At 67.0% G+C, this 22,917-nt stretch carries 25 protein-coding genes, 1 tRNA gene and 1 other RNA gene; 7 read left to right on the top strand and 20 right to left on the bottom strand.

Translation table 11 applies throughout. The features are described 5' to 3' along the window. Nucleotides 1-1,117: DNA polymerase III subunit gamma/tau (gene dnaX, locus CSC65_RS15815; RefSeq protein ID WP_162411540.1), on the bottom strand; the 1,117-nt coding region annotated here is incomplete at its 3' end. A gap of 143 nt (nucleotides 1,118-1,260) precedes the next feature. Here dnaX and CSC65_RS15810 point away from each other — a divergent pair. Beyond that, nucleotides 1,261-1,353: transfer RNA gene (locus CSC65_RS15810), tRNA-Ser, on the top strand. A gap of 348 nt (nucleotides 1,354-1,701) precedes the next feature. Then, nucleotides 1,702-2,547, top strand: coding sequence for a BRCT domain-containing protein (locus CSC65_RS15805; protein ID WP_238390429.1), 846 nt, complete (start codon nucleotides 1,702-1,704; stop codon nucleotides 2,545-2,547). Between the two features lie 381 nt (nucleotides 2,548-2,928). Here the strand turns inward: CSC65_RS15805 and CSC65_RS15800 are convergent, their stop codons facing one another. After that, nucleotides 2,929-3,147, bottom strand: coding sequence for a polyprenyl synthetase (locus CSC65_RS15800; protein WP_162411538.1), 219 nt, complete (start codon nucleotides 3,145-3,147; stop codon nucleotides 2,929-2,931). 533 nt (nucleotides 3,148-3,680) lie between these two features. Between CSC65_RS15800 and CSC65_RS15795 the strand changes: the two genes are divergently transcribed. Both CSC65_RS15795 and CSC65_RS15790 read left to right on the top strand, forming a co-directional pair. Next, complete coding sequence (locus CSC65_RS15795; RefSeq protein WP_162411537.1) at nucleotides 3,681-4,211, top strand: hypothetical protein; 531 nt, start codon at nucleotides 3,681-3,683, stop codon at nucleotides 4,209-4,211. A gap of 143 nt (nucleotides 4,212-4,354) precedes the next feature. Continuing rightward, complete coding sequence (locus tag CSC65_RS15790) at nucleotides 4,355-4,609, top strand: hypothetical protein (RefSeq protein ID WP_162411536.1); 255 nt, start codon at nucleotides 4,355-4,357, stop codon at nucleotides 4,607-4,609. A gap of 510 nt (nucleotides 4,610-5,119) precedes the next feature. Here CSC65_RS15790 and CSC65_RS15785 read toward each other — a convergent pair. The 7 genes from CSC65_RS15785 to CSC65_RS15755 form a co-directional block, all read right to left on the bottom strand. Then, nucleotides 5,120-5,599 (bottom strand): hypothetical protein, encoded by a 480-nt coding sequence (locus tag CSC65_RS15785; protein WP_162411535.1) that lies wholly within the window; start codon nucleotides 5,597-5,599, stop codon nucleotides 5,120-5,122. 951 nt (nucleotides 5,600-6,550) lie between these two features. Continuing rightward, entirely contained in the window at nucleotides 6,551-7,462 is a 912-nt protein-coding gene (locus CSC65_RS15780; protein ID WP_162411534.1) for a bifunctional GNAT family N-acetyltransferase/nucleoside diphosphate kinase regulator, read from the bottom strand. A 135-nt stretch (nucleotides 7,463-7,597) separates the two neighbouring features. Next, nucleotides 7,598-8,074 carry a GNAT family N-acetyltransferase gene (locus CSC65_RS15775; RefSeq protein ID WP_162411533.1) on the bottom strand — a complete coding sequence of 159 codons (477 nt, stop codon included), beginning with the start codon at nucleotides 8,072-8,074 and terminating at the stop codon, nucleotides 7,598-7,600. 100 nt (nucleotides 8,075-8,174) lie between these two features. Next, nucleotides 8,175-8,522, bottom strand: coding sequence for a DUF6404 family protein (locus CSC65_RS15770; RefSeq protein ID WP_162411532.1), 348 nt, complete (start codon nucleotides 8,520-8,522; stop codon nucleotides 8,175-8,177). A gap of 246 nt (nucleotides 8,523-8,768) precedes the next feature. Beyond that, complete coding sequence (locus CSC65_RS15765) at nucleotides 8,769-10,256, bottom strand: DUF1254 domain-containing protein (RefSeq protein WP_162411531.1); 1,488 nt, start codon at nucleotides 10,254-10,256, stop codon at nucleotides 8,769-8,771. A gap of 996 nt (nucleotides 10,257-11,252) precedes the next feature. Next, nucleotides 11,253-11,633 (bottom strand): DUF1622 domain-containing protein, encoded by a 381-nt coding sequence (locus CSC65_RS15760; RefSeq protein WP_162411530.1) that lies wholly within the window; start codon nucleotides 11,631-11,633, stop codon nucleotides 11,253-11,255. A 3-nt stretch (nucleotides 11,634-11,636) separates the two neighbouring features. Beyond that, entirely contained in the window at nucleotides 11,637-12,335 is a 699-nt protein-coding gene (locus tag CSC65_RS15755) for a formylglycine-generating enzyme family protein (protein ID WP_162411547.1), read from the bottom strand. On the opposite strand from CSC65_RS15755, the gene CSC65_RS15750 reads away from it, so the two are divergent. Beyond that, nucleotides 12,334-12,951 carry an ester cyclase gene (locus tag CSC65_RS15750; protein WP_238390428.1) on the top strand — a complete coding sequence of 206 codons (618 nt, stop codon included), beginning with the start codon at nucleotides 12,334-12,336 and terminating at the stop codon, nucleotides 12,949-12,951. The genes CSC65_RS15755 and CSC65_RS15750 overlap by 2 nt on opposite strands. Before the next feature lie 199 nt (nucleotides 12,952-13,150). Here CSC65_RS15750 and CSC65_RS15745 read toward each other — a convergent pair whose 3' ends face one another. The 3 genes from CSC65_RS15745 to CSC65_RS15735 all read right to left on the bottom strand — a co-directional run bounded on the left by CSC65_RS15745 (nucleotide 13,151) and on the right by CSC65_RS15735 (nucleotide 15,084). Beyond that, nucleotides 13,151-13,849 (bottom strand): hypothetical protein, encoded by a 699-nt coding sequence (locus CSC65_RS15745; RefSeq protein ID WP_162411546.1) that lies wholly within the window; start codon nucleotides 13,847-13,849, stop codon nucleotides 13,151-13,153. Nucleotides 13,850-14,004: 155 nt separating this feature from the next. Continuing rightward, on the bottom strand, nucleotides 14,005-14,274 hold the full coding sequence (locus CSC65_RS15740) for a coiled-coil domain-containing protein (RefSeq protein WP_162411528.1): 270 nt from the start codon (nucleotides 14,272-14,274) through the stop codon (nucleotides 14,005-14,007). Between the two features lie 438 nt (nucleotides 14,275-14,712). Next, nucleotides 14,713-15,084: a YciI family protein gene (locus tag CSC65_RS15735; RefSeq protein ID WP_162411527.1), complete on the bottom strand. Its 372-nt coding sequence runs from the start codon at nucleotides 15,082-15,084 to the stop codon at nucleotides 14,713-14,715. A gap of 224 nt (nucleotides 15,085-15,308) precedes the next feature. Between CSC65_RS15735 and CSC65_RS15730 the strand changes: the two genes are divergently transcribed. Continuing rightward, on the top strand, nucleotides 15,309-16,529 hold the full coding sequence (locus tag CSC65_RS15730) for a DUF418 domain-containing protein (protein WP_202922913.1): 1,221 nt from the start codon (nucleotides 15,309-15,311) through the stop codon (nucleotides 16,527-16,529). Between the two features lie 223 nt (nucleotides 16,530-16,752). Further along, nucleotides 16,753-16,849: signal recognition particle sRNA small type (gene ffs, locus CSC65_RS15725), an RNA gene on the top strand. 135 nt (nucleotides 16,850-16,984) lie between these two features. On the opposite strand, the gene CSC65_RS15720 is transcribed toward ffs, so the two are convergent. From CSC65_RS15720 to CSC65_RS15685, 8 genes are all read right to left on the bottom strand, one after another. Then, entirely contained in the window at nucleotides 16,985-17,875 is an 891-nt protein-coding gene (locus CSC65_RS15720; protein ID WP_162411526.1) for a TolB family protein, read from the bottom strand. A 206-nt stretch (nucleotides 17,876-18,081) separates the two neighbouring features. Next, nucleotides 18,082-19,122 (bottom strand): Vgb family protein, encoded by a 1,041-nt coding sequence (locus CSC65_RS15715; RefSeq protein WP_162411525.1) that lies wholly within the window; start codon nucleotides 19,120-19,122, stop codon nucleotides 18,082-18,084. Further along, nucleotides 19,119-19,610 carry a molybdenum cofactor biosynthesis protein MoaE gene (locus CSC65_RS15710; RefSeq protein ID WP_162411524.1) on the bottom strand — a complete coding sequence of 164 codons (492 nt, stop codon included), beginning with the start codon at nucleotides 19,608-19,610 and terminating at the stop codon, nucleotides 19,119-19,121. Before CSC65_RS15710 ends, CSC65_RS15715 begins: the two co-directional genes overlap by 4 nt. A 1-nt stretch (nucleotide 19,611) precedes the next feature. Then, complete coding sequence (locus CSC65_RS15705) at nucleotides 19,612-19,857, bottom strand: MoaD/ThiS family protein (protein ID WP_202922912.1); 246 nt, start codon at nucleotides 19,855-19,857, stop codon at nucleotides 19,612-19,614. Continuing rightward, a complete protein-coding gene (moaC, locus tag CSC65_RS15700) occupies nucleotides 19,854-20,363 on the bottom strand; it encodes a cyclic pyranopterin monophosphate synthase MoaC (RefSeq protein WP_162411522.1) in 510 nt (169 codons plus the stop codon). Before moaC ends, CSC65_RS15705 begins: the two co-directional genes overlap by 4 nt. After that, nucleotides 20,364-21,386, bottom strand: a complete 1,023-nt coding sequence (gene moaA, locus CSC65_RS15695) for a GTP 3',8-cyclase MoaA (protein WP_162411521.1) — start codon at nucleotides 21,384-21,386, stop codon at nucleotides 20,364-20,366. Then, a complete protein-coding gene (locus CSC65_RS15690) occupies nucleotides 21,383-22,141 on the bottom strand; it encodes an MBL fold metallo-hydrolase (protein WP_162411520.1) in 759 nt (252 codons plus the stop codon). Before CSC65_RS15690 ends, moaA begins: the two co-directional genes overlap by 4 nt. After that, entirely contained in the window at nucleotides 22,141-22,893 is a 753-nt protein-coding gene (locus tag CSC65_RS15685; protein ID WP_162411519.1) for a 3-deoxy-D-manno-octulosonic acid kinase, read from the bottom strand. The genes CSC65_RS15690 and CSC65_RS15685 overlap by 1 nt, the downstream gene beginning before the upstream one ends. Nucleotides 22,894-22,917 lie beyond the last annotated feature (24 nt).

Raw genomic sequence — 22,917 nt, 5'->3', positions numbered from 1 at the left:
TCCCCGCACCCTGCCCGCCCGCCATCGGCCCGGCATCGGCCTCCGGGCGGAACGCCAGCATGCGCAGCACGCTCATTTCAAAACCAATCCGCGGCGCCGGTGCCAGTTCCAGGTCGCGACGGCCGTTGACCGCCATCTGGTACCAGAGCTGGACCACTTCCGGGCGCAGGCGCGCGGCATACCCCGACACGTCCAGACCCTCGTCGTCGCGCGACGCGCCCGGCACCAGCTGGCGCACCTGGATCCGGTGCAGGGCCTCGGCCAGCGCTTCCAGCACGTTGCCCCAGTCCGGCGCGAACCCGGCCACGGCCTCGATCGTGGCCAGCAGCCGCTGACCGTCGGCATCGGCCAGCGCATCCAGCAACGCCGCGACCTGGGTCCGGTCGACGCTGCCGAGCATGGTCCGCACCGCAGCCTCGTCCAGCGCGCCGCCGGCATAGGCGATCGCCTGGTCCAGCAAAGACAGGCCGTCGCGCAGGCTGCCATCGGCCGCGCGCGCCAGCAGGCGCACCGCCCCGGCATCGGCGCCGATCTCCTCGGCGGCCAGGATCTTGGTGATCTGGCCCTGGATCTGGTCCTCGTCCAGCCGCTTGAGGTTGAACTGCAGGCAGCGCGACAGCACCGTCACCGGCAGCTTCTGCGGGTCGGTGGTGGCGAGCAGGAACTTCACGTGCCCCGGCGGCTCTTCGAGCGTTTTCAGCAGCGCGTTGAACGCCGCCTTGGACAGCATGTGCACTTCGTCGATCAGGTAGACCTTGTACTGCCCGCGCGAGGGCATGTACTGCGCGTTCTCGATCACCTCGCGGACGTCGTCCACGCCGGTATTGGAGGCCGCGTCGATCTCCAGCAGGTCGATGTAGCGCCCCGAATCGATGTCGGTGCAGGCCGCGCAGACCCCGCACGGCTCGGCGCTGGTGCCCTTCTCGCAGTTCAGCGACTTGGCGAAGATCCGGGCGATGGTGGTCTTGCCCACCCCGCGGGTGCCGGTGAACAGGAAGGCGTGATGGACCCGCCCGGTATCCAGGGCGTTACCCAGCGCGCGCACGACATGTTCCTGCCCGACCAGCTCGGAAAACCGCTTCGGGCGCCACTTTCGGGCGAGGACGAGATAGGACATCGGACACCGTTTCGACCGGAAACGGCATTGTGCCACGCCCGCCCCCGGGCCGGTCCCGGACCCCGACCGCGCTTGTGGCAAGTGCCCGCGGGCGCTAGAATTCGCGGCCCTGACCGGGCCCTGCGGGGCTCCAGACAGGATCCGGAGAGGTGTCCGAGCGGTTGAAGGAGCACGCCTGGAAAGTGTGTAAGCGTCTAAACCGCGCTTCGGGGGTTCGAATCCCCCTCTCTCCGCCAGATATGAAATGGGCCCCCTTGCGGGGCCCTTTTCATATCTGACGAAGAGGGGTGAGCTTGATTCGAACCCCCCGGTTCGACCACCCGCGCAGCGGGTGGACACGACGGCGAAGCCGTCGCCCCGAAGGGGCAAGGCGCGAAGCGCCGCAGTGAATCCCCCTCTCTCCACCTTGGCCACTGCACCTGCTTTCCTGCCGTCTGGTAAAGCGATTGCAGCTGCGTCGGGATTGCAGCAGAGTCCGTACCGTCAAGGCGACTGGGGAGTCGCTACTGGCTTTCGTGGCACTCGGGAGGGTGATCATGCATCCGGATCAGAAGAGATTCGCGAAGTTCACTGGCAAAGCTCGCTTGGACAAGTCGATCAATTCCCTCTTAGGCATCATCGAGGGAATTGCAATCGATGGCCGTATCAACGAGTTGGAAATCAGCTACCTGGCGTTATGGCTCTCAGAACATCGAGAGATAGAGAACCTTCACCCGTTCAATGAACTGGTACCGCGCGTCGCAGCGGCCATGGCGGACGGCGTACTCGACCAGGAAGAACGAGAAGACATCCTTTGGTTGTGCAAGCGGCTTCGATCACGGGAGTTCTACGACCAAACCACTACTGACCTGCAGCGCCTCCATGCCATTCTCGGCGGCATCGTTGCTGACACCCGAATATCAGAAGAGGAGCTGCGCGGACTTTCGGACTGGATGGAAGAGCATCCCCACCTGAAAAGTTGCTGGCCGTTCGACGAGATCGGCAGCCTCATAACCGCTGTGCTTGCGGACAAGAAGATCGATGAGAAGGAGCACGAGATGCTGCATGCGTTCTTCTCGGAATTCACCGCGCTCCTGGACTCCAGAACCATAACCAAGGCTCCCATTGCCGAATCGGGGCCGATCCGCGGCCTATGCGCTGTCGATCCAGAAATTACCTTCCTCGAACGCGGCTTCTGCTTTACCGGCTCTTCGCCGCGATTTACGCGGCCGCAGATTGAGGAACTCGTCCAGGAGCTAGGTGGGACAGCTCACGCCACTCCATCCAAGAAGGTCCACTACCTAATCATTGGCGCCGAGGGAAACCCTTGCTGGGCTTTCTCGTGCTATGGGCGGAAGGTAGAAAAGGCCGTCAAGCTCAGGAAGGCAGGAGTACGCGTGGTCATCGTCCACGAATTGGACTTCCATGATGCAGTCGCGGACCACCGCTGAACTCTCCAACTGCATGCTGCAATCAGGGCACCGGCGTGCATCTGACAAACAACCCGACCTGACGTGAACCTGACCCAATCTTGATTGCGTTGCTGTGCGCGCACTAATGAGTGAAATGGCAGAGATCCTAACGTCGAATAAGCCGGAACAATCACAAGGTGCAAGCGCCGAGCTTGGGTCTTAGAAGCGGAAACAGAGTCGAACCTTGGGAAGAACGAGGTCAGGTTTGAAAACAGGGGTCAGAGTGCACTTTCCCTGGATGCTGATCCGCGACGACGACATACCCAGCCTGGGCCAGCTCCGGAAAGTGCACTCCGACCCCCGCTTCCAGACCCCGCTTCCAGTGCCTGGATTGGGCCCGGGTGTCCGTCCGAAGCGGATTCAGCGCTTCAGCCCCGCCACAATCTCCGGCACACCAAGCCCGATCTCGAGCTGCACGCGTACGTAATCACGCTCCTTGCGCGACAGCGGGCGGCCGACCTCCAGGCGGATGTCCTCCGCCTGCAGGATGCGCATGATCCTGGGGAGCGCCGAGCCGATGGCGTCCTGGCCGTAACCGGCTTCGCGGAGAGCGGTGTGGATCAGTGCTTCAGCGTCCATGGAGCGTCCGGATGATGATCGGCGCCGCATTGTGCGCCATCTGCGAGTCATCCGGCGAAGAATGGGGTCAGGTTCACTTTTACTCCAGTCCGCCCCCATCTGGGACAAGAATTGAAAACAGGGGTCAGAGTGTGCTTTTCCCGGTTGCTTGTCCGCGACGACATACCCGGCCCGGACCAACTCCGGAAAGTGCACCCTGACCCGCGTTTCTGGCAGGGCGCTTGCGCTCGAGGCGCGTTCCAGCTGCACCGTGAGCCGACCCTCTACCCACTTCAAATGATGCCGCCGCGAGCGCGGCCATCAAGTTTGGGGGTGCCTCACAGTGACGTAACCGCGCCAGGTCCACTGTGGATGCGAGCGGAAGGCTCAGGGCCAGGCGTCGGACGAAGCCGGAAAGCAGAGGGTCTAGATGTGCCGTCGCATGTTATATGGAAGGCCGCGCACTGCGCGGCTTTTTTGTCAGCCGAAGTCGACAACCGCAAAGGTCGGCACCGGGCCTTGCCCTCGCTTCTTCCCCGCCACAGGCTCGCAGCATGACCACCGGAATGTCGATCCGACCCTACAGGACGCGTGAAAAATTCGAACACGAATTCCACGCGGTGATGGAGTGGCTGCGTTCCTACAACGGCAACGACAAAACGTACCGGCAGTTCGAGGACGAGTATCAGAAGGCGGCCAAGACCCTTGAGACCTTGTTCAAGCTCAGGGATCTTCCGGAGGACCTGCGGACCTGCCGCCATGAGCTATACGACACTATCGCCAGTCTCGGCCTCAGTCGCTTCGCGCAGAGCGGCGAACCCCCGGACGAAGAGCTGATTCGCAACCACCAGATTCCGGGCGGCATGCCAGTTAACCGGCACCGATCCCCGCCGCGACCGGACATCCTGCGCATGCTGGCTGACATCGAGTTCGGGAACCCGGGAGCGCAGCCGACCATGCTCGGAGATCGCATCGGCAAAGGCAGGCTCCATTTCGCCGCGCTCTGGCTATCCGAACAGGATGCAGCCTGGATTGAGCACGAATTGCAGCGAATGGGGCTGATTCCAGGACAAGACCACGAATGACCCCACTGGCGGCCGGAGCTGGTGCATCCGTGAGATAAAGCGGGAGCGAGACACGCGAAGCGAGCCACCCGGTGCCACCCTGGCCGCGTTCCGTCCCGTTCTCGATAGCAAGCGCCCCCCTACTGCGAACACCGGAAGGCTGCATGAGCAATACGCCCGCCCTGCTTGACAAGCTCCACGACTGGATCGTCGCGTGGGATCCGACGGGAAAGACCTCCGCTGAGTTCGACAACGAACTGAGAGCCGCGAACGCCAAGCTGGAAGGACGCGTCGACCGGGACGAACTCACCCCCAAGGAGGTGGAGACCTACAGCGGCCTGATGTCGTTGGCCGACGCCCGCGGATTCTTCCGGGTCGACAAGTCGCCAGACGATCTGAACGGCTCCACGCCCCCGTGAAGTGAAGTGAAACAGGGGTCAGGGTGCACTTTCCCCAGCCAGCAGCTTCGTAGCTCCGGTAACTGGCCCGCCCGTTCCAATCACCGAACCCCCGGCGCTCGGTGCCCCCCCGCGCATCGCCCGAACCCACGCGCCAGTCCTCAACACTCACGCACCACCATTTTCCATACGCCCATGCATGGAAAACACTCGCGCACCCGTTCCAGGCACTCACGCATGAGTATTTTCCATGCGCGCACGTATGGAAAATACTGACGCGCCAGTTCCCAACACTCGCGCATGAGTGTTTTCCATGCATTCGCGTATGGAAAACACTGGCACACCAGTTCCCGGAACCCGCGCGCCAGTTCCAGACACTCGCGCCCCGGTTCCCGACACTCGCGCGCCAGTGCCGGGAACTCGAACCCCCCGCCCCGCCTGCGTTCCCCGCCATCCGGGCACGAAAAAGCCGGGCGGAGTCGCCTCCGCCCGGCTTCGGTCAACCACCTGCCCGGCCGCACCGGGCAGCGATCACACCGGCTCGACCGCCTCCTCGTCCTCGTCCTCCTTGCGCCCGGCGCGCGCGAACCGGCTGCCCAGCTCGCGCCGCTGGTCCTCCAGCCCACTCGCCCGCCCGCTGACCTTCAGCAGCGCATAGCCCTCCAGCGCCGCCGACATCACGTCCGCGCCCAGGGCCAGCAGGGTGTCCTCGCCGCGGGTGGTGAGCAGCTTGAGCCGGCGCAACCGCGGGCGCAGCGCGTCCAGCGCGGCCAGGTCGTCGTTGGCCTCGGGCAGGCCCAGGGCCGGGGTGACCACCTGCGGGTTCTGCTGCAGCACCTGCAGCACGCTGCGGCAGAACACTTCGGACTTCTCACCCATCTTGGCCAGGCCGCGCACCTCCGCGGTGGTGAGCGAGACCAGGCCGCCCAGCTTCTGCTCGATCACGAGCAAGGCGGCATCCAGCGCGGCCAGGTCTTCGGCCGAAAACGACAGCGATACGAGGTTCTTCATGTGCAGGTTCCTTTGCATCGGGAAGGGATGCCCCCGCTCCTGGCCACCGGCGCCGCCGCTCGCCCGCCGGTGCCAGGTCGATGGGGGGATTCCAGTCCCCACCGCGGGTGGCGGCACAAGGATGCCGACGCTGCGGAAGTTCGATATCAGGGAAAGCGGTCCCCGCACGTAGGAGAAATGCCCGGCGGGATTCGGAGTTTTCCTACAGGCGGTCGGCGGTGGCGCACGCGGGCGCCTGCGGCTGCGCGGGAATCCCGGACGGGGCCCGCACGGGTTCGACAGCCCGCCCATCGGAGGGCGATGTCGCAAGGGGTCGGAAGCGGACGCTCGGTGGGAGGGTTGGATCCGGTTGGCCGGAACCCTCGCGGCCTCGCTGCCGTGCGCGGCCACGCTGCCCGGACTGGCGTGGCTCGGCAACGTCGCGACCCTGGTCCCGGTAATGCCGCACCGGGTTGCGGGCGAGCGCCGCGCCACTCGGAGTAACCAGCGGCCCTGCCTACCGGGGAAAGTAGGCAGGGCCCGCGCGCAGGCTCATCCGGACAGTTCACGGCGACACGCGGTGCTGGTGCGCGCACTATCCGCTTGTGAAGGCTCGCCGCCTATCGGGGAATGCCTGACATCACGTAGGGAAAATCCCGATCGCACGCACCCCGCGCGCGGCCGGTTGCAGCGCTCGTCATCGCGCCCATCGCCGAATTCTGCGGATGCGTCTCCGCCCAGGCCATTACCGTCAGGCTTGGCTCTCAAGGACGCGAAGATGGCCCCCGTGCTGATCGTGCTTGGGTTTGCCGTCCGTTGGGGCTGGTTGCGAGCGTCCTGCGTCCGCGCCACATCCAACGTTAGCGCGTCTGTCCCCCTCGACGACGGGAAGGTGGCAGCCTTCGGCCAGGAGCGGACTGTCGAATGGCCATCGTCTCCAGGCCATCTCCTCCCAGGTCCGCAGCGCGCAGGCTAAAGGTGGAAATTGCCCGTGGCTTCGGGCTGGTAGAGCACTTTCTCGATCCGGATACGGCGGGTCCGGTCCGGCATCCGCCAGTCGAGGGCGTCCCCCTCCCGGTAGCCCAGGATCGCGGTGCCGATGCCCGAGCAGACCGACAGTTTCCCGGCGCTGCAGTCAGCGTCCTCCGGGTAGACCAGGGTCACCTCCACGGCTTCGTCATCGAGCTGGAGCAAGGCCCTGGAGTTCATCGTGACCACATCACCCGGCACCTGCCCGGGATCGACCACGGTGGCGCGCTCGATCTCATGCTCCAGTTCGAAAACAGCCGGGTCCCGCACGAATGCGAGCAGGCTGCTGAGCCGATCCTTGTCGATCTCCGTGATGTGGATGTTGGCGGCATGCCCGGCAGGGGTTTCGCGCAGGAATTGGCGATAGCGCATCGCGGTCATGGCGAAGGACTTCAGGGCAGGTGCCTGGCTTTCAGCCACGAACCCGCAGCGCTCGAAGGCTCTCAGCGAACGCGCGTTGTCCGGGTGGATCCTGGCGATGAGCCTCTCGGCGCGCATCTCCAGGAAGGCGAGCTTCATGCTTTCGCGGATCGCGGCGGCGCCGAGCTGGCGTCCCCAGTCGTTGCGGTTGCCGATGACCAGGACCATCTCGCAATCCGGTCCCGTCTTGACCAGGCGGACGAAACCCACCCGCGCGTCATGCCGGTCGTAGGCCATGAAGAACCGGCCACCCTGGTTGAAAAGAGGGGTCAGGATCGGCAACTGGACCCGGCCGATGACCTGCTCGATGAACCGTGAGACATGGCGCGAGTCGCTCAGGTAGCGGGTGACGCACTCGTCCTCCAGCCAGTCCATCAGCGTGAGCGCATCCGTCCGGGTGATTTCCGGACACAGCGAAATGAAAGGCCTGTTCATCTTCACCCAATGGGAGCAGCAAGAATGAAAGCCCTTCATGGGCCAGCCATGACGGTTCTTTCGACAAAGGAATTTTAACCCGGCGCACCGGCGAGGTCACCCGATGCTTTGGGTCGCCCCGTGCGTCATGTCGCATCACCCCATCTGATGGCGCAGTGCCTTGCACATGCGCGCATTTGCCAGTTCGACACCTGCGACGGCCACCGTCTGACGCTCAACCACAACAAAACCATGCTTGGAGAAGAACGGCTCCGCAGAAAGACTTACGTCGGCAGACAGCTCGGAAATGCCGCGCCTGGCGGCAACGCCACAGATGTGACCCATGAGAGCGTTGCCAACGCCACGGCCGGCGAATCTACCCGATACAAAGAAGTGATCGATGTAGCCAGGCCCCTGGAGGTCTGCGTAGCCGACTACCTGACCCTCCGACACTGCGACGAATGGCCGCAGTCGAGCAAGCTTGCTGGCCCACTCCTGCCTGTCGTAAGCGATGGGCGCCCATGCGTTGATCTGTTCTGGCGTGTAGAACTTTGCGGCCAGATCGTGCACCGACGACACAAAGACACCCCGCAAAGCCTCTTCTTCGCCTGGCATGAAGTTGCGGATGATCATGTCAGCGGGCCAACTACCTTATAGGGCAAACATGGAACTGGCCGACGAGAACCAGTAACGGATCATGGCGACCAGCCCGGTAATGCCCAGAACCAAGACCCTACTGGAAGCCTCGCCAAAGAGGGAAGCGGCTGTTTCGTTGCTGACTCTTGAAAACTGCGGCCATGGCCAGCCCGTAGAGAACTCCTCCGACAATAGCCCCCACAACCGTGGCCATAGGCGATTCGATCGGTGACCAGTACGGCGCGTTGAGGACAAAATACATCGCCAGCCCGAACATGCCGCCGAACAGCAGGGTGAGTCCAGCAAAGCTCATACACAGGGGTGGGGCTAGCGGAATGCCCAAGCGCCACGCCAACCTGTGAAGCGGAGGGGCTGCTTGCCACCGATTGATCCCCAAAGCTTCGGCCTGAGCCAGGTAGCTCTTCAGTTTTTCCTCGCGGCGCATGGATTCCCCTTGATCGCCAATACGACAACCGCTGAAGTCCCGCGCGGCGTCCAGTCCGGCTTCACCGAAAGGTTACGCAGCTGATGGGCGAACCGTCCCAAGGCATTGACTGGACAGGCTCCGCGGTAACTCGCGGGGATCTGTATTCGGGATTCTGGCTGTCCACGAAGTAGGCGTGCTGGATGCGGTAGGGTATTGGCCCAGGGCTCGACGGCGCATGCCAGCCCGCCGAGCCATTCCTGGCGATCAAGATCCCGACGAGGCAGCCACCACGCCCGGCGGCTTCCAGCTCCCCGTGCCCGCCGGCAGCACCGACGGCGGCGTGTCCTTGGGCCAGTACAGGCGCATGACCAGGTAGGCCGGGCCATCGGGCGCGGGCAGCCAGTTGGATTCCAGCTCCTTGCCCGGCGAGTCCTTCTGGATGTGCAGCGTGAGCGAGCCGTCGGGATTCTTCTTCATCGAATCGAGCATCGGCGAGTTGACCAGGTACCGGTTGATCGGGTTCTTGATCAGGAGCTGGCTGTTGCCGTCGTACATGGTGACCGACCAGAAGGCGTTGACCGGCGGCAGCTGCCCGGCCGGGAAAGTCAGCGTGTAGTTGTGCTGGCTGGTGTCGATCGGCTCGCCAGCGGCCGTGGTCCGCGTAAGCGGGTATGTCGCTTCCACCGCATCGTTGCCGTAGATGCCGCTCTTGGCGGCGGCCGCACGCAGCAGCCAGTCGCCCTTGTAGAAAGCCTGGTCGCCGAAGAAGGAACCGATGCTCCAGCCGTTGACGTTCTTGATCCCCTGGGCCACGAACGCGTCCACCTTCTCGTCGCCCGCCTTCATGCCCAGGCCGACCTCGGCCTTGTGCTCGGGTGACAGTTCCTTGAAGTCGAACTTGCGGCCCGGCCCCACGCCGATGCTCGCGAGCCGGGCGCGGATCTCCTGGTCCTCGGGCGTCTGCGGAACGAGCTCCAGCGCCGCGCCCAGGTAATCGAAGAAGTTGTCCTTGACCCCGGCGGTGGTGGCAGGCAGGAATTCGATCTTAGGCGCAGCGGCCGGCGCGGGCTGGCCGAGGAACGCCGACAGCGGCTGCGCGTTGTAGCCGGCCTGCACCTTCTTCACGTTCTCGATGTCGGCCGGGTCGAACAGCTGGGTGCGGAAGTTGGCGAACACGAACGGCGTGGTGGAAGTGAAGACCTGCTGGATCCCCTCGGGCTTGTCGCCCTTCCAGTCCGGGCCGGTCACCAGGTAGTGGCCCGCGCCGCTGCCGGTGGCGCGGCTGCCGATGTAGCCGAAGTTGTAGGTATTGCCGTCGATCAGCTGCACCGAGTAGTAGCGCTTCGGATCCACTTCCGGCACCGAGATCACCATCGGTTCTGCGCGCAGGTCCAGCCACAGGATCGAATAGGGTGTATCGCTATTGGGCGTGACGACGGCCGTGTCGTCGGGCGTGGCGACCGAGCTCAGGTTCCTGATCTGGTTGAAGGGCGCCTTGAACTCCGCGGAACCGGAATCCACCGCGAACTCGTGCATCACCGCGTAATTCATCACCAGCGGCAGGCCGTAGATGAAGCCCTCCTCGGCGATGGCCCGGGTCTCGGCGATGCCGGGCGCGGGCACGCCCTGCGCGGCATCGGCGGTGGCCGCCTGGCTGACGGCGTCCTTGCTCCGGTCGCAGCCGGTGCCCAGTGCCGCGGCGGCGAGGAGGGCGAGTGCGAGGACGTGTTGCACGATTCTGGATGTCTGCATGACCAAACTCCCGAGGGTGGTAATCGGCTGAAAGCAGGCGTGATGCGTACGGCATGATCGGGCATCGCGGCGATGACCACCCGGCGCGCAGTCGTCATCGACGTCCGGGTCGTAGCGCCCGGTGCTGACTACTGGATGCTCGAGCCTCTCTGTGACAGGTGGTATTTCAACGCGTTACGTCGAACTCGACTGCACGGCTTCGGGATGAAGCTGTCGCGGATCGCTGGCCGGCGCATGGCCGTCCGCATCGATCGAATCAAAGCATCCCGTCCCCACGTGGAGAATCCCAGAACCAGCGGGGCGCGTTGTTAAATTTGCGGTGCACGCGGCACCGCGGGGATCGACCGGAAGGCGACGATGCCCGCTTCAACGTCCCCCGGATGCGCATGGCCAAGACGCCGCACGTTTGCGTGAACGCACGACCTGCCTCGCCAGTCGGTGCCTACCGAGCAGACTAAGGCTCAGCCTGCGGCATCGGTGGGCATTCCATGATCTCGACTGAATTCGTTCATGCCCGCGCGCGTGGCCCTGCAGGGCTTCACCGGCGTGCCCTGCGTGGTCACCCGGGAATATGGATCCCGGCATGCGGGTGTCCGCTATGGTCGGAAGCGGACCTTCCTACCCCCAATAGACCTCAGCAATCAAAGAGGTGATTCAAATGCACATGCGCCCCGTCTGCTGATTCAGGTGTGGCGTCCCCTACCCTCGATAGCAGCCACTAATCCCGCAGGTTTATGCTCATTCGCAGCGGACGATTCATACGATCAACGCCATCCACTCACGACGCGCCAGCAGCAGCCCTCCGGGCACCCACGCGAAGGTCCGCCGGCCGGGCTCGATCCACAGCGGGAAGGAGGCGACCTGGTCAGGTATCCGGCCAGCGTGGCCACCGCCAGCATCGTCGGGCGCACGTGCCACCGCACGCGCGCGGATGCAGGCCCGAAGGTGCCCGCCGCCGCTTCATGCATGTCCATGGCAGGCACGAGCGCCACGGGGCTACTTGTCCTCCGGCGCGGCCCGATGCAACGACACATGGTCGCGCTCGCGGATCTCGGCGACGTCGCGCTCCAGGAAATAGTCGAGGAAGGTGCGGATCACCGCGATGGCGCCGAGCTGGCCGATCGCCTCCCACGACGGGGCGATCGATGATTCGATGATGTCGGCCGCGAGCTGGAAGGTCAGCCCGACCACAAGCCAGCGTGCGTAGGCCAGCCAGAGCGTGCGCCGCTCGTGGCCGTCCACGGTCCCGCGGGTCACCACCATCCACAAGCCGGCGAAGAACGTGTACACCGTGGCCCCCGCGATCAGGACCAGCGCCATCAGGTCGATGGCGGCGATCACCGGTTCGCTGAGCGCGTAGAGCCAGTCCCTGAACATCGCCTAGCCCCCCGCCCGCTCGCGCACCACGCAACGGAACCCCACGTGGCTGGTGGATGTGTCCACCGGCTGGGCCATGCGCGCGGCGGGACGGTAGCGACGGCAGTAGTTCGGTGCGCAGGCGTGCGAGCCGCCCTTGGTCACCCGGCGGGGGATCGTGATCTGCGGGCTGCGCGGGTCGATGCTGTCCTCGCGCTTGCCGCCACGCGGGTTCTCGCGCGTGCAGCAGCTGCGCTGGATGCGGCCGTGCTCCTGGTACCAGTCGCTGGTCCATTCCCAGACGTTGCCGATCATGTCGTGCAGGCCGTAGCCGTTGGCCGGGAACGAGCCGACCGGCGCTGTGAACTCCCAGCCGTCGAGCTTGTGGTTCTCCCACGGGAATTCGCCCTGCCAGGTGTTGGCCATGTAGCGGCCATCCGGAACGAGCTCGTCGCCCCAGGCGAACTCGGTGCCGTCGCTGCCACCCTTGGAAGCGAATTCCCACTCGGCTTCCGTGGGCAGGTCCTTGCCCAGCCACTGCGCATAAGCCAGCGCATCCTCGTAGGCCACGTGCACGACCGGGTGGTTGTCCATTCCTTCGATCGCGCTGTCCGGGCCGCGCGGGTGGCGCCAGTCGGCGCCGGCGACGTACTGCCACCAGTTGTAATGGTTGCCCAGATCCACGCGCCCGGGGGGCGGCACCAGCACCACGGAGGACGGCATGAGCAGCGCCGGCGGTGATTCGAGCACCCATCATCCCCGACACGCAATCCGCGCACAGGAGATGACCATGAAAATCCGCAACATCCTGATGTCCGCAGTGACCGCCTTCGCCGCCGCCACCGGGCTGGTTCCATGCAATGCAGCCGTCCCCGACAGCGTGCACGCCGAGTCCCTGGAGCTTCACAAGTCGATTACCCGCAAGGTGTACGAGGAAGGCCTCAATCAAGGGCGATTCGACGTGCCGTACAGCGAAGACTTCGTCGGGCACGGCGGCCGCAAGACCTTCACGCATGCCGACGGCATGGCCGAGGCCAAGGGATGGCGCCAAGCATTCCCGGACCTGGACATCACGGTCGACAAGCAGGTAGCCGAGCGCGAACTTGTGGCCGTGCGCTGGAGCGCGCGGGGAACCAACACGGGTGCCGGCAACGGCATCCCGGCCACCGGTCGCGCAGTGCAGATCACGGGCACGACGCTGTTCCGGATGGCGGACGGACGAATCGCCGAGGAATGGACCTGCGCCGACTCGCTTGGACTGATGAAACAACTGGGCCTGTTGGCACCCCCGGCAGTGGCACCGGCTGCCGGAGGCAACGCGGCCTCCAGTACTCCCTGACCCGGGCGGGTGCGGCGCCTCGTACAGTCCGGTCTCCCAGGATCAGAGGCGCCCAACCGATCTCACGCTGGCTGCACTGTCAGCACGGATGCCGGACCCTGCAAGGAAGGCCGAGCATTGCGCCGCAGAAGTGGCCGGGCCACGAGCAGCGTCAGTCGCTGCTGCCTCGCACGCCACCGGCAATACGCCAACGTGCCCGTCAATGGCGGGCGGGCCGTGCGCGCTTTCCATCGTCGCGTTGCGCAGTCCCGTTGCTTTGCACGAACTCCGGGAAGGTCTCGGCCAGTGACGCCTTGTCCGGCAGGATGTAGAACACCCCGCCCCGCTCGAACGTCGGACGGATGACCTGCTCGTAGAAATCGGGTGCGACGTTGATGCAGCCATGGGTGACGCGGTTGTCGTCCGGCGAAGGCGATGCCAGGCGTTCGGCGCGCCGCTCGGCCGGGACGCCGGTCGCCGTGGGGTGCATGGAAACCGCGGAATCGTAGTCCACCCACAGGACGCGTCCGGCGTCGGTCGATGGGCCATACCCGCCCACGAAGCGACCTGCAGGCGTGGTGCGATCCCGGCCGGGAATCTCGCGAAGCGCCAGGCCGGCGATGCCGGGCGCCGCATGGTCGCCGGTCGCCGAGCCGAACAGCCCGGGCGCTGCGCCGCGAAGCCGGCCGTCACCGCCGAACACCAGGATCTGTGCAGCGGCCTTGTCCATGACCGCGAATGGATAGCCTTGGCTGTCGCCGCTTGCGACGACCCAGCCGGCCAGTTCGATCACCGTGTCGGACACTTCCTGGCCAGGAGGAAGCTGGTCGACGGCGGCCCCGCTTTGCGCGGGCGCGGGCGCGGGCGCGGGGGCAGGCGCGGCGTCGGCCACGCCGACGTTGGCGAACGACAAAACCAACAGCAGCGCACCACAAGCGCCCCGGATAGCAGGATGTATGGACGTACGGATGGGACGATTCCTCATGAACGGGATCGGGCAAGGAAGGAGACCGGTTGCCAGCAACGGCAACCGGTCCCAGGTTCGAACCTTGGTCACAAATCGCGGAAGAGCGACTAGCCGCGCGGCGCGCGCTTGGGTGCGCTTTCGAGCTGCTGGACGCGGCCTTCAAGCTGGTTCAACCGCTGGTTGGCCTGCTGGGCGGACTGGTTGGCGGATTCGGCACTCTGGGCCGCGCCCTGCACCCTCGTGTCGAGTTGATCGAGGCGCGAGTTGATTGTTGCGAACTCGTCGTCATAGGTGGCGCAGCTGGCGAGACCCAGGGCGGCGACGAGTGCCACGCCGAGCGTACGCGCCGTTGTGAGATGTTGCTTGGTCATGAACATTTGCAATCCTCCTTCGTGTGGGACCCCGGGAATATAGCGACCTTTTAGCCGGAGCCATGACTCGCCTTCATCTGACGTTGGAGTACGTATATGGACTGTGAAGAGGTGGTGATTCGCGACTGGCCGCTCGAACCATCCGTCGCCGCGAACCCAGGGCATTCGATCGGCCGTCACGGCCCGGCCACGGCAATGCCCCGGTGAACGGAAACCTTAATAGGCAAGCAATTCTTCCAGTGACGGATGTTCCGGGACCTCTTCGACTCCTCGCAATCATCAGCCAGGAAGGCCATACCGGTCTTCCAATGTCCAGGCGGTCGGCATGGTCTCTCCGCCCTCACTCTCGCACCGCACGCCGTGCTGCCAGGCCGCCTGCGGCGGAGCCAGAAGTGTGTCGGCGTGCACATCCATGCGCCGGCCAGGTGCAACTTCGCCAGCGCCTCACCACCCCCGATAGAACTCCAGCGGCACCAGCTCCACCGTCCACCCGCATTCCTCGCCCAGCGTCGCGGCCGGATGCATCGACGCGATCCGCAGCGCCTCGTCTTCGCTGTCCGCCTCGATGACGAACAGCCCGCCGACGACCTCCTTCGCTTCGGTATAGGGCCCGTCGCTGACCTGCGTCCTGCCGCCGTGCGGGCGCAGCGTGCGCCGGGTGTGCGGCTCGCCCAGCGAAGCAGACACCCGCATCTTCCCGGTCGCCTGCATCTTCTCGTCCAGTGCGGGGCACTGGCGGGTCAGCGACTCGACCGCTTCCGGCGTCATCGCCGCGAAGGCTTCGGGGGTGTAATAGGCCAGGCCGAGGTACTTCATTGGGATGTCCTTGTTGGAGTGGGATGCAGGGACGACGAGACGGTGCATCCAGGATCGACGGGCCGATGCCGGCATTGCGCGGGCGGGCGGGATCGATTCAAGCGTAACCGGATCACCCTCGCCGCCCGCCGCCCGCCCCGCTATGCTCGCCGCACTGGGAGCAACACCGTGGACGTGCCTGCCTGCGCGGCGGGTGGCGTGTTCGCGCCTGGACGGGGAACCCCATGCAAGACACCACCTACACCCCGCGCATGGAAGGGCTCGACGCCCTGCGCGGCTTCGCCCTGTTCGGGCTGTTCATCGTGCACATGCCCGAGCTGTTCGAGCTGTACTGGGCGCATCCGGCCACCGATCCTTTCCAGCTGGCCGTGCACGACGCGGTCTGGCTGGTCTTCGCCGGCAAGGCCTTCGCCCTGCTGGCGCTGTGCTTCGGGGTGAGCTTCTTCATCATCATGGACCGCGCCGCGCGGCGCGGCGTGGACTTCACCGGGCGCTTCGTCTGGCGGCTGGTGCTGCTGGCGGCGATGGGCCTGCTGCACGGGCTGTGGTACCGCGGCGACGTGCTCGAAGTGCTGGCGGTGATGGGCCTGTTCCTGCTGCCGTTCCATCGCGTGCGTTCGAACCGGGTGCTGCTGGCGGTGGCGGTGCTGTTCCTGCTGCAGCCGCTGATGCTGGTGCGGATCGTGGCCGGCCTCGCGGGTGCCGACTGGGCCAACCAGCCGCTGCGCTTCTGGAGCGCGACGATCCCGCAGGTCTACCTGGATGGCGGCTTCGTCGACACGCTGCGCATGAACGTCGCCGAAGGCTGGGCGTTCAAGTGGCTCTTCATGTACGAGTCCGGGCGCCTGAGCCAGATCCTGGGCCTGTCGCTGGTCGGCATGCTGCTGGGGCGGATCGGTTTCTTCAGCCGGCCGCAGGAGTTCGCCCGCGCACGCGTGACCGGCCTGCTGATCGCGCTGGGCGTGGCGGTGGCGCTGTACTTCGCGCGCGAGCCGCTCGCCGCTTGGGTGCCAGCGAGCGAGGCGATGCCCATGCCGCGCGCGCTCACCGGCGCGCTGCTGGGCAGCCTGTTCGACCTGGCGGTGATGGCGGTGCTGATGCTGGGCTTCGTCGCGCTGTACCACGGCGGCGCGCACCGGGCGCTGGGCGTGCTCGCCCCGGCCGGGCGGATGACCCTGACCCTGTACATCGCCCAGTCGCTGCTGTTCGTGCCGGTGTTCTACGGCTACGGCCTGGGCCTGCATGCGTCGATGACCCAGGTGCAGGCTTTGCTGCTGGGGCTGGCCGCGTTCGCCGTGCAGGTGCTGTTCGCGCACCTGTGGTTCCGGCGCTTCTATTACGGGCCGCTGGAATGGGTGTGGCGCGCCGGCACCTACCTGACCGTGGACGTGCCGTTCGTGAAGCGCGGCAACGGCGCGCCGGGCAAGGAACGCGTGCCGGCCTGAGCCGGGGCAGCGGAGGCATGCGGCGGGGCGTGCGGCGGGATCAGCCGCCGCCGCACCCCTTGCCGCTGAACGGCCGGACCGCGCGCACGGGCCGCCGGCATGGCGGCGCGTCGCCGGGATCGGCTAGAATTCGCGTCCCCGCTCGCGCGGCGGCCGCCCCAGGCGGCCTGCCCCGCTCGCCGGAACCATGGATCGCCCCGCGCGCTCCAGTCCTATGGTGGCCCCGTCGGCCCCTCGCGACGCTAGATCGAAAATCCCGCCAGGGCCGGAAGGCAGCAACGGTATCGGTCGATGCGGGCGCCGAGGTCAGCCGGCGGGGCCGCCACCTTTTTGGGCCGCGGAAAAGTGCGGCAGTTTCCCGATGCCGCATGGCTGCGGCGCTGGCCCAAGCGATCTCGCACGGGTAGCACCACGCGCTGGGCGCGGAGATCAGCGGAAGGCGCCATCTTCCCAGGCTATTCGCCGCAGACCGGCGGCCATCGCGGATCGGCACCCGGCGCCAGGTCCACGAGGAAGAATTCGCCCGACGCCGCGCCATCGGCCTGCGCGAACAGCAGCCGCCTTCCGTCCGGCGACAGCAACGGTCCGACCTGGAACACATCGGCGTAGGCCGGCACGCGGCCGCGCTCATGCCAGGCTTCACCCTCGCCCTCGCGGTCGTACACGTACAGGTGCGAACGCGTGCCGCGATTGGCGACCACGACCAGCACGCGGCCATCGGCGGACAGGTCGGCCTCGTACTCGTCCTGCGGCGTGTTGACCGGCGCAGGCAATGTCGCGACGTCCCAACCACCGCCGTCGCGTGGCGTGGCCAGGTAGACATCGCGCCCTCCCATGCCACCCGCGCGATGGGAGCCGAGCAGCACGCGCCCATCGGCCAGCGGCCGCGGCAGGAGTTCGGCCTGCGCCGAGTTCACCGGTGCCGGGAGCCGCTCCGGCTCGCCCCAGCTGCCGTCGCCAAGGCGCGGCACCCGCCAGATGTCCAGGTCGCCCGGGTGGGTGCGGTCGCTGGCGTAATACAGCCACGCGCCGTCGGGGCTGTAGGCCGGATCCGTTTCCAGGGCTTGTGCCGGACCGGCGAACGCCGGGGCGCGCGGCGCGCCCCATTGCGTCCCCTCGCAGCGCGAGTACAGGAGACGGTAACGGTCGAAGGTTGGCGGGGCGCGGAAGAAGAACAGCTCGCGGCCGTCGGGCGAGAACACCGGCGAGGATTCGTACTGGTCGGTCGACAGCGCCGGCGGCGTCCAGCGTGCGGGCGGCGGGACATCGAGATCCTGCGATGGCCCCGTGGCGCAAGCCACGGCCGGCAACAAGCAGAGCACGGGCAAAAGCGGGCGCACGGGCATGAAGGATCTCCTGGGGATCGCCGCGACCTTAGCCGGCCGCGATCACGGTGCGTAGCGGAGATTCCACAAGCCAGCCTTGAGCGTGGCTCATGCTGCCGATCAGCGTGGGTCAGTCGTCTGCATTGAGCGGGTGAAATCGCCGCTGATGGCGGACCCGTGCCAGATCACGCGGCGAACGCCTTCGCCCGCTTGCAGGCAGGCGCGCCCTACTTCGCCTTTCCGCGCGCCGGTGCCGCCGGATCCGTGACGATCCCCAGCGCATCGGGCTCGTCGCCGGTCGGCCAGCGTTCGACCACGCTCCAGCTTGCGGTGTCGACCACGGCGATCTCGTTGCCGCCGCTGATCGCGACGTAGACGCGTTTGCCCGAGGGATCGGAGATCACGCCGATCGGCAACGCGGCGCGGCCGAGCATTGTTTCGCGGTACTCGGTGCCTGGTTTGGCCAGAGCGACCACGGCGACGGGCTTGCGCGAGACGGTATCGAACACCGCCAGCGTCGCGGCACGCGCGTTGGTCACCAGCGCATGGCGGCCGCTGGGGGTGAAGCCGACCCGGATCGGGAAACCGTCGCTGTCGAGCGTATCGTGGACGTCCAATGTCGCCGGATCGTGCACGGTCACCGAGCCGTCCTCGCGGTTGCTGACCCAGACGCTGCCATCGGGCGCCACGCCGATGCCTTCGGCACCGGCACCCGCGGGCTTCTCCAGCGTGGCGCCATCGGCCAGGTCCACGCGCACCACGGTGCCGGCGCCGACCTTGCTGACGTAGGCGACCTTGCCGTCCCGCGACAGCGCGACCATGTGGCCCTTGCCCGGCCCCAGGTCGATCGCGCGATCGACCTTGCCGGCGATGTCGACCACGACCAGTGCGTCGCTGCCTTCGGTGGTGACCAGAAGGTGCTGGCCATCGGCGTCGAAGCGCATGCCGTGCGGCCGCGAATGCGTGCCCAGGTCGATCCGCCGCAGCAGGTGGCCGTCGGTGGTGTCGTACACGCCCAGGGTGTTGCCGGACGCCTGGCGGCCGTACTCGCTGACCACCGCCAGGCGGCCGTCGGGACTGACTGCGATCTCGTGCGGGCCGGGTGCGGTCGGCGATTCGCCGAGCTTGCGTCCATCCTCCAGGGACAGGCGCCAGAGCGTATCGGCGGACTTGTTGCCGACCAGCAGTTCGGCCGCGCCTGCGGCGGGAGCCGCGAACAGCACAACCAGCAGCCCTGCGGCCAACCCGCTTCTTGAGATGCGATTCATCGCGCGCCTTCTCCACGCGGTTCGTCAGTGCTACCCGCGGCAGCCGGCTCCGGATGCAGCCACTGAAGGTCGCCGTCGGCGTAGCGTTCGTGCTTCCAGATCGCGACCCGCGATTTCACTTCATCGATCACGAACCTGCACGCGTCGAAGGCCGCGCCACGGTGCGCGGCGCTCACGCCTACCCATACCGCCAGGTCGCCGATCGCCAGGTCGCCGGTGCGGTGCACGCAATGCACGCCGGTGATGGCGAAGCGCGCAACGGCTTCCTCGACGATGCGCCGCCCCTCGGCCGAGGCGAGCGCGGCATAGGCCTCGTAGCGCAGGCCCAGCACGGGGCGGCCATCGTTATGGTCGCGGACCCAGCCTTCGAAACTCGCATAGGCGCCGGCCGCGTCGCGCAGCAGCTGCGCGCGCAAGGGCTCGACTTCGAAACGTGCGTCGGCCAGTTCAAAGCGGGCGACAATCGTTCCAGCAGCGTGAGCAGTCATGTCAGCCTCCCGAAACCGGCGGGATGAACGCGACTTCGCTGCCATCGCGAAGCGCGTCGTCCCACTGCGCGAACGCGCCATCGACCGCCACGCGCAGGCGCTCGCGCGGCCAGGCCAGTGCGTGCCGGGCTGCGGCCTCCGCATACAGCGTGGCCAAGTCGGGCGCGGCGCTGTCCACGACTTCCACGTCCTGCCCCGTCGCTTCGCGCAGGCTGGCGAAGTACAGCAGTCGCACCTTCGCCATCATGCCTGCGCCCCGAAATCGCGCTTGCCGCCGCGCTTGCCGAGCAGCTTCGCCGGACCCAGCACGATGGCGTGCGACAGCGCCTTGCTCATGTCGTACACGGTCAGCGCCGCCACGGTCGCGCCGGTCAGCGCTTCCATCTCCACGCCGGTGCGCGCAGTGGTGCGTGCGCTGCACTCGATCCGCAGCTCGCGCTCGCCGTGCCAGTCGATGGAAATACGCAGGCCCTCCAGCGGCAGCGCATGGCAGAACGGGATCAGTTCATGGGTGCGCTTGGCCGCCAGGGTGCCGGCGATCACCGCGGTCTCGACGATGCCGCCCTTGGACCCGCGCAGGCCATTGGCTCGCAGCTGCGCGGCGACTTCGGCCGGGAAGCGCACGCGGCATTCGGCAATGGCACTGCGCGCGGAGACCGCCTTGGACGAGACATCGACCATCGCCGGGCGCCCTTCGGCGTCCAGGTGGGTCAGGTGCGGCGGTGCCGGCTTGGGGGACGTGCGGGTGGCCACTCAACCTCCGATCAGGTACATCTCGATGTGCTTGCGCGGCGCCAGCGGATTGCCGCGGATCTCGCTGTAGCGATCCTCGCGCCGGCTCCACAAAGCGGCCACGTGCGCCGCAAGCGCCGCTTCGCCCTGCTCCAGCGCCGGCTTGAGATCATGCCCGTCGCCGGCGAACAGGCAGGTGTAGATGCGGCCGTCGGCCGAAACGCGGGCGCGATGGCAGTCGCCGCAGAACGGCGCGCTGACCGAACTGACGAAGCCCAGTTCGCCGGCGCCGTCCTCGAAGGCATACCGCTCGGCGACTTCGCCGCGATAGCGCGATTGCAGCGCGCGCAGCGGCCAGCGCGCGGCGATGCGGTCGCGCAGCTGCGCCGAGGACACCACCTCTTCGCTGCTCCAGCCGTTGCAGGTGCCCACGTCCATGTATTCGATGAAGCGGACCACGTGCCCGCTGCCGCGGAAGTGTTCGAGCAGCGGCAGCACCTGGTCCTCGTTGGCGCCACGCTGGACCACGCAGTTGATCTTCAACGCGGTGAAACCGGCGGCCTCGGCGGCGGCGATGCCGTCCAGCACCGCGGCGATCTCGCCGCGTCCGCCCGACATGGCGCGGAACACCGCCGGGTCGATCGCATCGAGGCTGACGGTGATCCGGTGCAGCCCGGCCTCGCGCAGCGCGCGTGCCTGCGCGGCCAGCAACGAACCATTCGTGGTCAAGGCCAGGTCGTCGATGCCGGGAATGCGCGCCAGCCGCGCGACCAGCTCGGGCAGCCGCTTGCGCAGCAAAGGCTCGCCGCCGGTCAGGCGCAGTTTGTGCACGCCCACCGCGGCAAAGCCCCGTACCAGCGCTTCGATCTGGTCGAACGACAGGCGCCCGGCGGAATCCAGGCCGTGGTCGTCCGGGATGCGGTCGGCGGGCATGCAGTAGCCGCAGCGGAAATTGCAGGCATCGATGACCGACAGGCGCAGGTCGCGCAGCGGCCGTCCGAGCTGGTCGTGCGGCAATGCCTGCAGCGGCCGGGCCAGGTTCATGGCAGCGCCAGCATCGCGGTGTGCTCGGCCAGCGGCCACGACTCGCCCGGTCGCGCCACGCGGTAGCCGCGCGCGACCATCGTGGCCGCATCGGCGTGCCCGGCGTAGTGGTAGAGCAGCATGCGCTTGCGCAGCGCATCGGAATACTCGCGTTCCAGGTCGTCCAGCCCGGTGTGGGATGGATTGCCGTGCAGCGCGCAGTCGTGGGCGATGAGCTCGCCGGCATCGGCGTGGCGCGCCAGCATTTCGGGAATGGGCCGGGTATCACCGCTCCACACGACGCTGCCGCGCAGGCGCAGGCCGAACGCGGTGTCGGGCCAGTGGTGGCGGACCGGGAACACTTCCAGGCGCAGGCCGTCGTGCCAGAACGCATCGCTGACCGGGACCAGCTGGAACGCGTCCCAGAAATTGGCGCCGCCCTCGGCCAGCACGTTCGGGTAGTCGCCCACGCGCCGCTGCAGCAAGGGCACCACCGGCGCGGGCACGTACAGGCGGATGCGGCCACGGCGCTGCGGATCGAAATAGCTGGACACGAACAGCCGTTCCAGACCGGCGACGTGGTCCAGGTGCACGTGGGTGATGAACACTGCGTCGGGCGGGCGGCCGTACAGGGCCTCGAACGCGGTCAGGCCCTCGGCACCGCAATCGATGGTCAGCCAGGGCCGCCCGTCGCGCTCGATGCTGGCCATCGCCGAACCCAGCTCCACCGCCGATGCGTTGCCGACCCCATGCAGCTGCAGCGCCCAGGCGGCCATCAGCAGCCCCGCTTCCAGGCCAGGTCGTAGGCGCGGCGCAGGCGGGCGTAATCGGCCTCGACCTCGTCGGAGGCACGCTCGCCGCGCAGCTTGAGCAGGGAACGCAGCAGCCGCCGCAGGTTCTCCTCGCGCCAGTGGGTGGCGGGGATGCGCAGGCGGCCGCGGTCGAAATCGATCATCCAGCCGCGGCCGTTGCCGTCGAACAGCAGGTTGTGGGCGTTGAGGTCGGCATGGTCCAGGCCTTCGCGGTGGAAGCGCGCGATCAGCCGGCCGGCTTCTTCCCACGGCGCGCCGTTGCCGGCGACCAGCGCGCGGTCGGCCAGCGAGCGCACGTCCATCAGCCGTTCCAGCAGGATCGCGGCGCGGTACTGGAAGCCGCCGTCGCGCACGTAGCTGGCCGCCAGCGGGCGTGGCACGGGCAGGCCGCGCATCAGCAGTTCGCGCATCAGCCGGAACTCGGCGAAGCTGCGCGTGTGCGCCGCGCCGCGCCACAGGTAGCCGTCGCGGCTGAAGCGCGCGGCCAGCCCGCCGCGCAGGTACTGGCGCAGCACGCTGGGGCCGAACGGCGCATCGACGAACCAGGCGCCACCGCGGCCACCGGAGGTCACCGGCCGCGCTCGCTCGCCCCAGGCCGCCGGCGAGAACAGCTCGGCGCCGGCTTGCCGCAGCCGATGACGGTCGAAGAGAATGGCCCCGTATCCGCGCTCGGCACGGTACGGCGTCAAGGCTTCGCTGGCGTCGAATGCGACCATCCGCACGAGTCTAACAACACACTG

The sequence above is a fragment of the Pseudoxanthomonas daejeonensis genome, from assembly GCF_010093205.1.
Classification (GTDB): domain Bacteria; phylum Pseudomonadota; class Gammaproteobacteria; order Xanthomonadales; family Xanthomonadaceae; genus Pseudoxanthomonas; species Pseudoxanthomonas daejeonensis.
This window is presented reverse-complemented; position numbering and strand designations above follow the sequence as displayed.

Excerpts from the sequence above, each read along its gene's own strand:
- CSC65_RS15800 (WP_162411538.1), bottom strand. The coding sequence starts at position 3,147 with ATGGACGCTGAAGCACTGATCCACACCGCTCTCCGCGAAGCCGGTTAC.
- CSC65_RS15795 (WP_162411537.1), top strand. The coding sequence starts at position 3,681 with ATGACCACCGGAATGTCGATCCGACCCTACAGGACGCGTGAAAAATTC.
- CSC65_RS15790 (WP_162411536.1), top strand. The coding sequence starts at position 4,355 with ATGAGCAATACGCCCGCCCTGCTTGACAAGCTCCACGACTGGATCGTC.
- CSC65_RS15785 (WP_162411535.1), bottom strand. The coding sequence starts at position 5,599 with ATGAAGAACCTCGTATCGCTGTCGTTTTCGGCCGAAGACCTGGCCGCG.
- CSC65_RS15780 (WP_162411534.1), bottom strand. The coding sequence starts at position 7,462 with ATGAACAGGCCTTTCATTTCGCTGTGTCCGGAAATCACCCGGACGGAT.
- CSC65_RS15775 (WP_162411533.1), bottom strand. The coding sequence starts at position 8,074 with ATGATCATCCGCAACTTCATGCCAGGCGAAGAAGAGGCTTTGCGGGGT.
- CSC65_RS15770 (WP_162411532.1), bottom strand. The coding sequence starts at position 8,522 with ATGCGCCGCGAGGAAAAACTGAAGAGCTACCTGGCTCAGGCCGAAGCT.
- CSC65_RS15765 (WP_162411531.1), bottom strand. The coding sequence starts at position 10,256 with ATGCAGACATCCAGAATCGTGCAACACGTCCTCGCACTCGCCCTCCTC.
- CSC65_RS15760 (WP_162411530.1), bottom strand. The coding sequence starts at position 11,633 with ATGTTCAGGGACTGGCTCTACGCGCTCAGCGAACCGGTGATCGCCGCC.
- CSC65_RS15750 (WP_238390428.1), top strand. The coding sequence starts at position 12,334 with ATGAGCAGCGCCGGCGGTGATTCGAGCACCCATCATCCCCGACACGCA.
- CSC65_RS15755 (WP_162411547.1), bottom strand. The coding sequence starts at position 12,335 with ATGCCGTCCTCCGTGGTGCTGGTGCCGCCCCCCGGGCGCGTGGATCTG.
- CSC65_RS15740 (WP_162411528.1), bottom strand. The coding sequence starts at position 14,274 with ATGTTCATGACCAAGCAACATCTCACAACGGCGCGTACGCTCGGCGTG.
- CSC65_RS15735 (WP_162411527.1), bottom strand. The coding sequence starts at position 15,084 with ATGAAGTACCTCGGCCTGGCCTATTACACCCCCGAAGCCTTCGCGGCG.
- CSC65_RS15730 (WP_202922913.1), top strand. The coding sequence starts at position 15,309 with ATGCAAGACACCACCTACACCCCGCGCATGGAAGGGCTCGACGCCCTG.
- CSC65_RS15720 (WP_162411526.1), bottom strand. The coding sequence starts at position 17,875 with ATGCCCGTGCGCCCGCTTTTGCCCGTGCTCTGCTTGTTGCCGGCCGTG.
- CSC65_RS15715 (WP_162411525.1), bottom strand. The coding sequence starts at position 19,122 with ATGAATCGCATCTCAAGAAGCGGGTTGGCCGCAGGGCTGCTGGTTGTG.
- CSC65_RS15710 (WP_162411524.1), bottom strand. The coding sequence starts at position 19,610 with ATGACTGCTCACGCTGCTGGAACGATTGTCGCCCGCTTTGAACTGGCC.
- CSC65_RS15705 (WP_202922912.1), bottom strand. The coding sequence starts at position 19,857 with ATGATGGCGAAGGTGCGACTGCTGTACTTCGCCAGCCTGCGCGAAGCG.
- moaA (WP_162411521.1), bottom strand. The coding sequence starts at position 21,386 with ATGAACCTGGCCCGGCCGCTGCAGGCATTGCCGCACGACCAGCTCGGA.
- CSC65_RS15690 (WP_162411520.1), bottom strand. The coding sequence starts at position 22,141 with ATGGCCGCCTGGGCGCTGCAGCTGCATGGGGTCGGCAACGCATCGGCG.
- CSC65_RS15685 (WP_162411519.1), bottom strand. The coding sequence starts at position 22,893 with ATGGTCGCATTCGACGCCAGCGAAGCCTTGACGCCGTACCGTGCCGAG.